Source organism: Bacillus sp. DU-106 (assembly GCF_004799705.1).
In the GTDB taxonomy this organism is placed as follows: Bacteria; Bacillota; Bacilli; order Bacillales; family Bacillaceae_G; genus Bacillus_A; species Bacillus_A cereus.
Genome location: NZ_CP026607.1, coordinates 2,504,527 through 2,516,664 on the forward strand (window position 1 = coordinate 2,504,527; position 12,138 = coordinate 2,516,664).

A 12,138-nucleotide genomic window follows, 5' to 3' on the forward strand; every position below is an offset into this window, starting at 1 on the left:
ATTGGAAATCGTCCGATAGATTAGGGATTTGTTAAATAAGAAGGAGACATCAAAATGAAAGCAATAGAAAACGGTGTGTTTGGAGTAACAAAATTAATCAATAAATCAAAAGGAGGACCAGCTGTAATGAATATCAATCAGATTAGTGAATTAGATCAATATCAAGAAGCCGCATTACGTACATGGAATACAAATAACGATTTTGGTCGACGTGTTTTAAATGCAGCATTAGGGCTTACGGGAAAAGCTGGAGCTGGTTAGGTAGCTGATGTTGTAAAAAAGCTATTTTTCATGGTCATAGATTTGATCGAGCTCAGTGTCCAGGAGAAGTAGGAAATACGCATAAAATCGCTTTAGAGCTAGGAGGGGACATCCTGTACTACATTTTAATCATGTCTCACGAAACGGGATATACCTTGGGGTATATTTCCAAAAAGAACATACCTAAATTAGCAACAAGATGCCCAGACGGATTTAGTTGAGAAGCTAGTCAAAATCTTGTAGATGTGAAGTGAAAATCGTAATAAAAAAGAGCCATGAGTGGAAAGGCTCATAACTCCTTGTATGAGGGTAATGATATTATAGTTAAATATTATCATGAAATCCCAAAAAATTCAATGTTAGTCAATTAATTGGTATGAAATTGGATTTTATTAAAAAGAAGGAATGAAGGAAGATGTAAAAGATTTTGAAAGAGCCATAAAAAAAGAATTCAGTAAAACTCTGAATTCTTCTACACATATTTTTATTTGTTAATCCATTTAGAAATAATAGGATAATGAAAGTCTTTTTCTTGTAGCACATATAAAATTCCTTTTATAGGTCCAAAAATTAACAAGAGAAACAGTATTAGATATAAAGGAGCTACCCCGAAAATAAACAAAGCGTTATTTGAAGCCAAGTCTAAATTAGACCAAAATAGCATTAAGATTCTTATTATAAAAAGATTCCAAATTACTGTAATTATCCAAATGAATAGTTGGTAAAAAACAGCTTCAAGGATATTTTTTCGAATGTTTTGTGATTTACATACAAAATAGAAAACCAAAGGTATATAAAAAATTGTGACACTAAAGAAAATAAGAATAAAAAAAGATAATGATGTAAGAAAATGCATAATTAATTTTATGTTCTTTTCTTGAGTTAGGATCATTAAGGTCCTCCTATATTTATGAGATTTGTTGTGCCTATTAAAATATGTACTGTTGGTAATTATAACATGAAAATGAATTGTAATAGAAAAATGCATTAAAAAGAACAAGTAATAAATTAAACAAAAGCTTTATTTTGTTATAGATAAATAGGTGACTCAGCTATTGTGCTAGCCGAGTCACCTATGACTATCGAACCAAATAATGTTCTTTTTCTCTATGTAGTTATGTGGAGTTCTTAGAGGCTAGCACAATAGACAGTTAAGGGACAAATAAAATCATTTTAGAGAGTTTTACATTTTATTATGTTAATGCTACAACAGCAAGAGTTAAGCCTAATGTATTTAATGGACTAGAATATGGGCCTACATTAACAGTAAGTGTACTTGGTAAACCTGGAGGTGTAGTGAAAATGGCGGGTGCTGATACAGAAGTAAATCCTGCAGTATATCCTAGAGAAGTACCTGAGCCAATGATTGGATTATTATTCAGATACATAGTGATACCTGCCGAATTACCTCCTGGTTGAATAATAACTTGCACTTCATAGATTACCAAATAGGTTCTTCCACCTTCAAGTAAAACAGTTGTTGGTGGTGTGAATAAGATTGCCGTTCCATTAGAATTTACCACGGTATCTAGTGGAATTGCAGAATTTACAGAAACTATTGTTGGGGTAGTTTGAACAACATTTAAACTGTTAGCCGTGGGAGATGGACAAGAACAAGGTTTGTGAATGTTAGAGTTGTTATCATTTTGATAATTCACAAATAATCAAGCTCCTTTACGTAAGTTAATTTTTTATCCTATATAAAATGTACCTTTTTTGTATCTAAGTTATTTTTAATTAGTTTTTAAAGATAAGTCGAATATTATTGGTCAGTCAACTCTTAAAAGTATTTGATACTCTGGGATTTAAAAGTGCATCTGATAAATATATATGAATGTTTTTTAAGGACATTACTGTAAGTTAGGAAACATAATAAGATAGTTATTTGGGCATAAAAAAGAGCACAATATATGTGCTCTTGGATAAGAAAGGTAGATTTCTATGAGTGGATGCCTCCATACAATAACATATGCTTGTCCAGTTAAAAGGTGAATAGATAAAAGAACCCGTTTGTTATAAACGGATTCTTTCCACAAGGTTTGCAAGAAATTCAAGGTAACTAGACCGGAGCACTTATTGAATTTCTTGTGATAATACTGTATGCAAATGAATTAATAAGGTTAAAGAAATTTAAACAAAATCCTCATTTAACAACAAATAAAAAAGAGCGCTAATCAAGAGCACTCTTTATACCTCATTATAACGAAAGTGACGAACTCATATAATACAGAAAGGTAGTATTAAAGTATGTAAAAGTATGAAATTGGTGAATGGGTTCAAACAAACTCTTTATTTAAATGAAGAAGCCCTAGAGTTAGGGCCCTAAGGCGTCTTGTGTTGGTATATCTCACACGATTTTATAAAAAGAATAGAATGTACTGAAGATAACACATGAATGTTTCATAAATGTATCAAAAAAGTGAACAAAATCGTTATTTTAATTAGTTCAGCCCCTTGAAGGGCGCTCCAAGGGACTAAGATTCGAGAACTTGTAAACTCTTGTTTAATTACATGAAAACTCCCTAAGGAGAATCTATGATATTTTAACACTCAACAAACTATTTTGACAAATATATATTGATAAAAGAACCCCCGATTGTCGACGGGGCTTCTAAGGGTAAGTGCCAAGTAATGATGTACTCGACTAATTAACCATATCATGAATTTTCCCGGTAAAAATACTGGTAAATTTGCCTAATTTTATGGTCGTTAATTTGAACAAAAACACTATTTTAATAAGAGTTGGTTCTCACTCAAAAGCAAGGGTTGCATAGGGAGTTCCAAAATGTTCTTTTTAGATGTATTAATGGTTAGGGAAACATAAATCTGGGAATAAAACTTGATATTCTGAGATTAATCGAAGGTCAACAGTTGTACTTGCAAAGAATTTATATTTTGTTTCTAATTCAGCTAGTGTAACTAGGTGATGCGTACCTAATCCCTTCTGTATGCTATGTTTAGAAAGGGTTGGACCAATTTGTAATTTTCGATTTTTCATAGCTATGTTCCATGGACTGTAAAAGAATTTTAAAACGAAAGCAGGGCACATGTAAACGATAAAGGAATGATTTGACCAATGCCTTCCGGCTATATAGTTACCATGCGAATAATTGTGGATTAGTCTACCTCCGTAGTAAGGGGCAGGTGGAGTAGGGTGGAGTATTCTCCCATGATAACGCTGTTTGACAAGGGGAATTCCGTATCTCGGATTGGAATAACCATGAGTAGGGTCATCTACCATCAGAATAGTCCTAATAGCATACATGTTTTTCCTTAAAGTGACAAGAGATGAGAAAAAGGCTTCCTTATCAAAACAGCAAAGAAATTCAGTGGTATTTAAAACCATTTTCCACCCCTTAATTTCTTTTTCTATTTCCATTATCTCTTTATCAACTAATATAGCATCAAACTCTAATACTTTTGAATCTCGGATTTCCCAATGAGGCGCAAATAATTTACATATTTCTACTGAGCGATCAGTAGATCCTCGATTAATAAGAATACCGTGATCAAATAGTTTTGTATGGTGCATTAGCCACCATGGGAGTAGATACTCTTCATTGTAGAAATGGGAAATTAAAGTTGTCTTAATAAAAACCCCTCCTTATAAACATGGATAAAATAATTCTTGCTCTAGTATAATGCTTATCCTAGTAAATACATATGTTTTGAGTATATTTGAGCAAAATGTTTATTTACAAATAAAAAGAGCGCTTTGGGAGGAAGGTGCTTTATAACCAAATCTTTTTTTGAAAAAAGGGTTCATATCATATTGTATGTATGTTTCTTAGATAGGTGTGGTTTTATACAAAAATCTGTATTTCATAACAAGAAAAAAAGAGCACATGTTTATATGTGCTCTGAGATAATCTTTTTAATATCTATTCAAGTGTTTCATTAGCATAAGTTGTATCAAATTTATCAATCAGTTTAAATAATGTCTCTAAAAGAATTGTAGATAAAATCGCAAAGATTAACACGGCATGTGGTGTTAATTGCACTGCTGTGAAATTAAGTTTTACTAGCCAAAAATATCCGACATACATTGTCAGGAAGGTACTAACAATTGAAATTGTAAACCCTAAGAAACCTAATTCTTTTAGCTTTTCTTCAGATAGTTTGAATACGCGTAATACGAAAGAGAAGGTGATCCCAACTATGAAAAATCCAATACATAATGTCAATAATGACATTATGTATTGGATTTTTCATTAGGCATTAATTGTTTCATTCCAATAATAATAACTGAAGAGACCAAGATAGGTATTAATAGTGGTGATAACAATAGGGAATTTGCCAATAGTCTATTGATTTTGTTTGTTTCATTGTTGTTTTGATTATTCACAAAGCCTCCAAAAATAAATTTCAAATAAATATCCTAGTGGATTTTAATACAAAAGTATTAGTAAATTCAAATTCAAAAAAAGGTGAATTTAAATAAAAAAGCTATTTTAATAGGGAGCAAGTTTAAAAGGCCCTGATTGACACAGGACCTTTTAAAAGGGAATAACATTTGACATGTTAAAAATTATGACTGAAAGTTACTTTCATATTACCATTATTGGGATTTTAATTCCAATAATGGTTGTTGAGAAATAAAAATCTTCTTTTGCACAACAAAGCAGCCAGCTCTAATTAGCTAACTACTTGTTGTACAAAAGAAATTAGGCCCTACAAGTTTGGATATGTAACTTTAAGTTACAGTTATAGTATGCACAAAACTCAACATGTTATGTGGGTGCAACTTAATAATAATTTCATTTTGTAGAAATAAGGAAATTAAAAAAGAGCACCATGCATCAGTGCACTTTCAGATAGGAGGTAACTCTTATGAGCGTAACGAGTAGGTATGAAGTATGTGGCTTGAAAAAGAAATAAGAACAAAATTTTATTATTTGCTCAATACAAAAGAGCAGTTAACAAGCGCTAACTGCTCATCCCTCAGAGAAAGGGAAAGAACATTACAGAGGTCACTGCGAATTCAAGCTGTATCAGCTCATTTATAGTATGGGACATAATTTGAAACTTTATTCGGGTAAACTAAAAAAAGGCAGCTGCAAGAGCTAACTGCCCTAGTGAATAAGAATAACGAAATGGTCATTCGTACTCAACCTTGGTGTAGTTATATTGTTAACACTTTTTAGAAATTTATTCAATAAAAGAGCAGTTAGCCCAGCCTAACTGCTCCATACAGAGGTAAAAAATCTAGATGCATAGATATTATATGCCAAATTATTTATTTTATTCGAGACGGATTAAAGAATTTGTCCTTATTAGGGAAATATAGTTAAAGAATTTCTTTAAGAAATAGAAGCAGTAACTAAATAAAAGAGTAGCTAATAAAAACTAGTTGCTAAGCCCTCGGGTATTAAGGGAAATCAGAAACTGTATTTACATTATTAATGGAATAGTGGGTTTTATTCAGGGGGGGCAGAAATAGTATATGTACAAACTGTAGACTGAATTAAATAAAAAATAACAGAGTTGCAGCGTAGCAAGATAAAACTGAAATGATAGAAAACCTGGTTTTAAGTTTTAGGCGTTCTTTTTCATCTTCCGTGGCAAACAAAATATATTTTCGTATTCCAAATACGAATAGTCAATTGCCAAAGGTTAATCCGAACATGCCAACAAAGAAATGAAGATTAGGGAATGAAGTAGAGATAGTAGCGGATAAAAGTACAGTTTTAATAGATAAATAAGAAAATGTTGTTAAAAGAGAACAATACATGATAGCGATAATCGATTTTTTCATAATATTTTCTTTTACAAAAAATAGTTGATTTATGTAAAAGAAAATATTATATCATGAAGCACGTTTATTGTATGTAATGGAGACAACTGAACAAAATAATCCTTTTGAAGTTAAATAGGTACCATTCACATTCAATCAGTTTTTTGAATGTAATAAGGTATTAAATTAATGAAAACACCCAAAAATGGAGAGTAAAAGTGTTTCGTAAGAAGGAGTGAGAGGATTGAATAATTTAAAGAAGAAGAAATTAAAAAAAGCAATTTCTCGTCGCACAAAGGCTATACAAAAATATGAGAAAGAAAGATTAGATAAAGCATGGATGAATCTTTTCATACAGTCAATTATCCCAAAATAAATACAGTCAGGCTAGAAAATTAAAGGAAACTAATTCATTAAAGCAGCAAGTAAGGCTGTTTTAGGAATAGGTGGTCTTTTTATTTTGAAAAGGGAGATGGAGAAATGAAGGCGTTAAAGGATCAATTACGTGAATGGAAAAAGAAATCTAAGTAAGGAAAGAAGAAAAAACGAAAAGAGAAATTTAGCACTTGTGAAATTGAGGATTTAATGGGGATGCATAGACCTTGTTATGAACTAAGACGTGGAGCATTAAGACAAAAGTAATTAAAACATAAAAAGGAGTGGTCTTACATGACTAAACAATTATCTTTCTTACCAAAAATTGATAGAACAGCGACACAAGAAGAATTAGAAGGTGTGTTGGAAAGCATACGTATACATAGGAAACTTGGGATGATGCGTAAGGAAATGAAAGTCACTCCTTCTTATGAAATACGTGAGCACGGTCCTACACATGCAGTTGGAAAACCATTAGAAGATGTTGCTATAGCAAATATTCAACAGAGCAAACGAGAAGAGTGGCTTGAAAGAATGTCGTATTGATCAGTTTCTAAATCGATTAGGGAACGGACGTGCAGGAAGCATTCAAAGAGATATTATTTAGAAACGTTATTTAGAAGAAGAGGACGTATGTGATCATATGGTTTATAACGAAATAGGGATGTCAAAGCATACGGTTTCCTCTTTTCATTGCTACCGGTAATGAGACGTTATGTTAATTGGGTTTGAATATTGTATACAGGCTAAAAACAGAGAAAACTACCTGTCGTGTAGGTTGTTTTTTCTGTTTTTTTGATGATAGTTGTTAACTGATGTCTCACATTTCAAAAAACAACTTTTTTGTTTGCTTGTCCACACCATTTCACCTCTTTATGAATTATATAGTATTAAAGGAGGTGAAAAGAATGAATGAAGATATTATTTCAATTGGGGCAAATTGTATAGTGAGAATTAGAAACAGATTCTTTCTTCTAGTAGAAATTGAAGTGGAAGTTGGAAATGTAGCCATAGAGGAATTTGTTTTTATTCGAATATCTGAGCAAGAAGCTAGAACATTGTTAGCAGGGGGTATTCAACGTTGTACTATTTCTAATTGTATTCCTAGGTCTCATGATGATTTAGAAGTAGAATTCATTTGTGTTTTAATCGTGGGTGGGGAAGCATTTGCGGTTTTTGATGTAGAAGACGATGTTGATGAAGCTGTACTTGTTCCAATTTCATTAAGAGAAGCCGAGCGTTTAATCTGTAGAGGAGCAAGACGATGTACAGTTATCAATAGATAAGAGTAAACCTTTTGGGAGCTAAAGAGGTTTCATTTTGTGTGGCTTCTTTTAAGAATAATTATGTAAATATAAATATCCTCCAGAGTACTTAACTGGAGGATATTTTTGTAGACTTCTAGATGTATTAACTACCAATAATCGATAATTATGTAAATAAGCTGTCCATATGGGCAGGTTATTTTATTTTTCCGCATAGCGTAGGTTATTTTGCAAAATGCTGGTGGTATCCCTATACAGTTACTCATAATTTTCGTACTGTGTAACATGAGTGATGGACTCTTTTTTTACTGTCTACCTATAGGGGATAATACCATAGGGCCTCTTTTTTACTGTGTTCATGGAAAAAAATTAAAAGCGTTTGATAAATAGCTGCAATAGTACATGTGGTTTCTAAAACACTAGCTAACCATCTTGGAGCATGTGCTTTTAACATTAAGACATAAACTAATCCAAAAGTAACCAAGCAGAGGTTTCTCTCCTTGTAATAGATTAAGCCGACCAGGATTTAATTAAAAATCGTCCGATAGGATTAGGGATTTGCTAAATAGGAAGAGGAAAAATCATTTTACAATTTAATCCTTGCTTTACAACTTGAAATTGGAGAGCTTGCAAATGAAACAAGTTGCTTTAAGCATTGGAGTAATAAAGGTCCTAGTGAAAAAGAAGTCATTTTAATGGAATATGTAGATGGATTCCATTTTATAGCTTCATTAGGGAACCGCATTGGATTCAATCATAATGAATATAACCTGAAATTATTAGAACATAATGCAAACATTTATACCGCAAGTACGTTAGTCAATTAATTTAACAATGTATATGTACCTGTGTCGGAATTTCGTGCAACTCAAGATACTGAGCTTTATGAAGAATAGTTGTACTCGTTCTTAGGTTTAGGTAAGAAATTAGAATAGTAAATGTAGATGTTAAACAAGGTGAAATGGACAAGTGAGGAATTTAGCAATGAAATTTTATAAAAGCGTTATTTTAAAATTAAAGAGTATCTTGGAAGAAAGGCGCTTGATGACCAAGGAGTGTAGTGAAAATGATACTCAATGAAAATAATGAGATGATCAAGAGTATTGTATGTATATTTCTAATGTATGTGAAGTCTTTATATACATTCAAAAAGAGCACGCATATAAGCGTGCTCTTGGACAAGAAAGGTAGATTTCTATGAGTGGATGACTCCATACAATAATATATGCTTGTCCAGTTAAAAGGTGAAATGTTTTAATAAAATAGTTATTTGATAGAATTTTGATAAAAAGCGATGATCATTAACTCACTCCTTAATTCATGACAATCGCTTATGTATTGAAAAGTTATTCAGCTATTTGAAATATAGTTTCATTAGGTCTGGAGAATCCATATAGTTTCCTTGCGAACTTTAAAATACCTTCTTCGCTCTCTGTTAAAGTTTCAACATCGTTTTCAAAATAACGTCCTATTAGTTCTAATTCAGACAATTTTTTCTTTTCTTTATTAATTGTAATTTGTTTTTCTTGAATCATATCTTCTTGTTTGTAAATGCAGATTTGAATGGAAATAACCATAGGTAGCATAAAAGCAAGTGTTAATAACAGACGACGTCTTAGCTTTTTATTCGTTTGTTGATTCTTATTAGGGTTCATTTGTTTTTTTGAGATTGATTGTTGTGGTGTTAAATTTGGGACACTCCCCATTTTAAAGCCTCCATTACTTATGTATAGAATTTAAATTGTTTAAAAGTATTATATATGCTAAATAGATAATTTTGAATCTATTTGGATAAAGGGGGGGATTAAATATAAATAAAAACGTTATTTGAATAGAGAAGTCCTAGATTTAGGGGGGCTAGGGCTTCAAATCTGAGCATATCTCACACGGCATTATAAAGAGAAAAGAACGTACTGAAGATAACATATGAATGTTTCATAAATGTAACAAAAAAGCGAACAAATTCTTTATTTCAAAACTAAAGAGCGCTTTTTAAAGCGCCCTATGACTAAGATGTATATTGAAAAAAAGGTTCACATCATATTTTATGTATGTTTTTTATGATGGTGCAATTTTGAAACAAAATCGTTATTTGAATTATCAATGCGAGTTTTACATTATTAAAGGAGGGAGAAGGGTGGGATAGAAGTATAATTCTACTTTTCCCTAAGAATAAATAGATTTGATTAAGGTTGAGTTATATTCGTTGTGACGCAACTTGCTTCGGAATTATTATTAAATACAAGTGTACCTTCACCAGTAAATGGCACTCTAATAACTAGATTCTTACTATCATAATCAAATTCTGTTGATAGTGAACATGATCCGCACTCAACGGAGGAGGATACAAGTTTACCGTTAGAAATATTATAAATAAGAGTTAAACAAAGTGGCTGAGTTAACCCTGTGATAATGCAAGACATTCTATTTACACCTCCTATCTTCTTACTTATTAATAGCGTATGCAAATAGTACAAGCTTTGGCACAGTAGAAGCAGATAGGGAATGATGTAAAGATAGAAACTTTTAATAAAAGCGCTATTTTAATCAAAAGGGAGAATGAACATTGATCGTAAAGGAGTACGTCGTTTATAAAAGTTAGAGAAATGGTGTGATTAAGTACGGACATTGAATACGGAATGTTTGTATTAAAAAAGAGCAGACTTTAACCTACACATAAAAGTGCTGAAATTGTTCTAAAGGAAGGAATATCTGAAATATAAATATAATTGAGAGGAGTGAAATAATAATGGAAACTAGTTCTTTTTTAGGGCTGTTCTGGGGATGGATGACGGTTATCGTATCGGGAATACTTTTCGTCCGTCCATCGGTGCTACGTGACTTGAAAAGATTAGTGGTTGAAAACAGAGGGTTTGGTATTATATATGGTTTTCTATCGATTTTCCTAGGATTAGGTACTGTAATTCTACATAATGTATGGGGATTCAACTGGCAGGGATTCCTAACGGTTATTGCATGGCTTGCATTATTAAAGGGAATTTACATAATTGCATATCCTGAACTCTCCAAGAAAACAGACTTTGAAGTAAGGATACTATCTACACGTATAGTACTCGCTATTATTGGTGCTTTGGCTTTATGGATGCTTATAGTAATCTACATAAAATAATCTTTTTTTATAAATAAAAGAGCCTGATGTGAGAGAATAGGCCTTTTCAAAAATTGCAATAGAAGGAAAAAGAAATATTTATATTGTCATCACCCTGTACCATCCATTTTGTTTAAAATATGGGGAGTTAAACTCACACATTAGTACACAATTGGAAGTATAATCAGTATGTAAAGAAAGAATGTGTGAATTATTTAAACAAAAAAGTGCTAACAAGTTTGCAAACGAACTTGCTAACACTTATACAAAATAGACATAAATTATCGCTGATATGTCTTCCTCAATAATAGCCATAATCAATTAGAACACACTAGTACGAAACACTCATAAAACTATTTTTAATATACATGACAATAGTATAAACTCTATATTTCTTTTAATAATTTAGGGTTATATCTTTACTGCTTTAGCTTCTTTTAACCACGCTTCGTAGAATTCTGTAACTGATGCATACCGTTCTGCGCGACCTTTATTTACAGCACGATACGCTACCTCATATAATTCCTTACTTGCTTCCCATTTTATAAAAGAACGATCTTTTTCGCCGCCTAAAAGTGAGAAAGCCATTGCTCCCATATTAAATACATTTGTTCTTTCATCAATTGTTGCGTTTAGTTCAAATTCCTCTGGTGACATAAAACGGGAGGAACCCCATAGCCGGCCCATTCTATTTATGTAAGGTTTCTTACTGTATAAATCTATATCACAAATTTTTGTCTCGTTTGTATTAAAATTATATAAAATACTACCGTCATAAAAATCTATTGCTACATAGTTTTTCTTTTCTACATAAGTATGGAAAGAAAAAATGGAATGTAAGGAATGAATTCGTTCTATAGCAGATAAATGTCTAAATTTATAAAATGGAGAGTTTGGATTTTTATATTTTTCAGGAGGTGGGAAACTCCAATGCGAATGAAGACATTCACCATCAAACCAATCGAAAATTAATACATATCCAGATTGAACTGGAAAATGATCAATTAGTCTTATGAGCGATTCATGCTTTAAATCTTCATAGATAGTAACTGAATTTTTTAGCCTTTTAATAGCATCACCCGTTGTTCCTTCATATGTAATTGTTTGTGCTCCTGCGTATTTGATAAATTTCTTATGCCCATCTTTTTCTACACCAAAACTTATATTCCCTGAATCTTGCTGGTCAAAAACTGCAAATACGGTCCCTAATTTAATAAGCCAATCAAAATTATGATATTCTTTTAATTGGAATGTTACGTTATTTAACTGAATTTCGACTGAATTATCTTTCATAGATTACCTCACATTTAATATAATTAAGTTGTACATTCCACTATTCGACATATTTTATGGAAATCCTATGCTAATAATATAAAATTTTATAAATATAATGA

General features: G+C 31.8%; 9 protein-coding genes and 4 pseudogenes. 6 read left to right on the plus strand and 7 right to left on the minus strand.

The features are described from left to right. The first annotated feature begins 54 nt into the window (after window positions 1-54). A pseudogene (locus tag C3Y97_RS12765) lies at window positions 55-482 on the plus strand (nucleoside triphosphate pyrophosphohydrolase family protein). A gap of 263 nt (window positions 483-745) precedes the next feature. Here the strand turns inward: C3Y97_RS12765 and C3Y97_RS12770 are convergent. The 4 genes and pseudogenes from C3Y97_RS12770 to C3Y97_RS12785 form a co-directional block, all read right to left on the minus strand. Further along, window positions 746-1,153 carry a magnetosome magnetite crystal formation protein family gene (locus tag C3Y97_RS12770; protein WP_061457278.1) on the minus strand — a complete coding sequence of 136 codons (408 nt, stop codon included), beginning with the start codon at window positions 1,151-1,153 and terminating at the stop codon, window positions 746-748. 301 nt (window positions 1,154-1,454) lie between these two features. Then, window positions 1,455-1,919 carry a hypothetical protein gene (locus tag C3Y97_RS12775; RefSeq protein WP_017673491.1) on the minus strand — a complete coding sequence of 155 codons (465 nt, stop codon included), beginning with the start codon at window positions 1,917-1,919 and terminating at the stop codon, window positions 1,455-1,457. A gap of 1,145 nt (window positions 1,920-3,064) precedes the next feature. Next, window positions 3,065-3,793, minus strand: coding sequence for a glycosyltransferase family 2 protein (locus tag C3Y97_RS12780; RefSeq protein WP_240691057.1), 729 nt, complete (start codon window positions 3,791-3,793; stop codon window positions 3,065-3,067). A gap of 349 nt (window positions 3,794-4,142) precedes the next feature. After that, window positions 4,143-4,606, minus strand: a pseudogene (locus C3Y97_RS12785) (epimerase). A gap of 1,633 nt (window positions 4,607-6,239) precedes the next feature. Between C3Y97_RS12785 and C3Y97_RS12795 the strand changes: the two are divergent. The 4 genes and pseudogenes from C3Y97_RS12795 to C3Y97_RS12810 form a co-directional block, all read left to right on the plus strand. Then, window positions 6,240-6,371: a DUF3983 domain-containing protein gene (locus C3Y97_RS12795; protein WP_121868621.1), complete on the plus strand. Its 132-nt coding sequence runs from the start codon at window positions 6,240-6,242 to the stop codon at window positions 6,369-6,371. A 293-nt stretch (window positions 6,372-6,664) separates the two neighbouring features. Further along, a pseudogene (locus tag C3Y97_RS12800) lies at window positions 6,665-7,049 on the plus strand (ArpU family phage packaging/lysis transcriptional regulator); the annotation flags it as partial. 229 nt (window positions 7,050-7,278) lie between these two features. After that, entirely contained in the window at window positions 7,279-7,656 is a 378-nt protein-coding gene (locus C3Y97_RS12805) for a hypothetical protein (RefSeq protein ID WP_001001284.1), read from the plus strand. Between the two features lie 548 nt (window positions 7,657-8,204). After that, a pseudogene (locus C3Y97_RS12810) lies at window positions 8,205-8,528 on the plus strand (dUTP diphosphatase); the annotation flags it as partial. Window positions 8,529-8,981: 453 nt separating this feature from the next. Here the strand turns inward: C3Y97_RS12810 and C3Y97_RS12815 are convergent. Both C3Y97_RS12815 and C3Y97_RS12820 read right to left on the minus strand, forming a co-directional pair. Then, the gene (locus C3Y97_RS12815) at window positions 8,982-9,341 is read right to left on the minus strand and encodes an FtsB family cell division protein (RefSeq protein ID WP_088344389.1); all 360 of its coding nucleotides are present in this window, start codon (window positions 9,339-9,341) and stop codon (window positions 8,982-8,984) included. A 480-nt stretch (window positions 9,342-9,821) separates the two neighbouring features. Further along, window positions 9,822-10,058, minus strand: a complete 237-nt coding sequence (locus C3Y97_RS12820; RefSeq protein ID WP_113305000.1) for a hypothetical protein — start codon at window positions 10,056-10,058, stop codon at window positions 9,822-9,824. 326 nt (window positions 10,059-10,384) lie between these two features. Here C3Y97_RS12820 and C3Y97_RS12825 point away from each other — a divergent pair, with 326 nt between their 5' ends. Further along, complete coding sequence (locus C3Y97_RS12825) at window positions 10,385-10,765, plus strand: hypothetical protein (protein ID WP_121868622.1); 381 nt, start codon at window positions 10,385-10,387, stop codon at window positions 10,763-10,765. Between the two features lie 390 nt (window positions 10,766-11,155). Here C3Y97_RS12825 and C3Y97_RS12830 read toward each other — a convergent pair whose 3' ends face one another. After that, window positions 11,156-12,037: a protein kinase domain-containing protein gene (locus C3Y97_RS12830; RefSeq protein WP_136363430.1), complete on the minus strand. Its 882-nt coding sequence runs from the start codon at window positions 12,035-12,037 to the stop codon at window positions 11,156-11,158. Window positions 12,038-12,138 lie beyond the last annotated feature (101 nt).

Bases quoted from the DNA above. Each gene is read 5' to 3' on its own strand.
- C3Y97_RS12770 (WP_061457278.1), bottom strand. From the start codon at position 1,153: ATGATCCTAACTCAAGAAAAGAACATAAAATTAATTATGCATTTTCTT.
- C3Y97_RS12780 (WP_240691057.1), bottom strand. From the start codon at position 3,793: ATGCACCATACAAAACTATTTGATCACGGTATTCTTATTAATCGAGGA.
- C3Y97_RS12805 (WP_001001284.1), top strand. From the start codon at position 7,279: ATGAATGAAGATATTATTTCAATTGGGGCAAATTGTATAGTGAGAATT.
- C3Y97_RS12815 (WP_088344389.1), bottom strand. From the start codon at position 9,341: ATGGGGAGTGTCCCAAATTTAACACCACAACAATCAATCTCAAAAAAA.
- C3Y97_RS12820 (WP_113305000.1), bottom strand. From the start codon at position 10,058: ATGTCTTGCATTATCACAGGGTTAACTCAGCCACTTTGTTTAACTCTT.
- C3Y97_RS12825 (WP_121868622.1), top strand. From the start codon at position 10,385: ATGGAAACTAGTTCTTTTTTAGGGCTGTTCTGGGGATGGATGACGGTT.
- C3Y97_RS12830 (WP_136363430.1), bottom strand. From the start codon at position 12,037: ATGAAAGATAATTCAGTCGAAATTCAGTTAAATAACGTAACATTCCAA.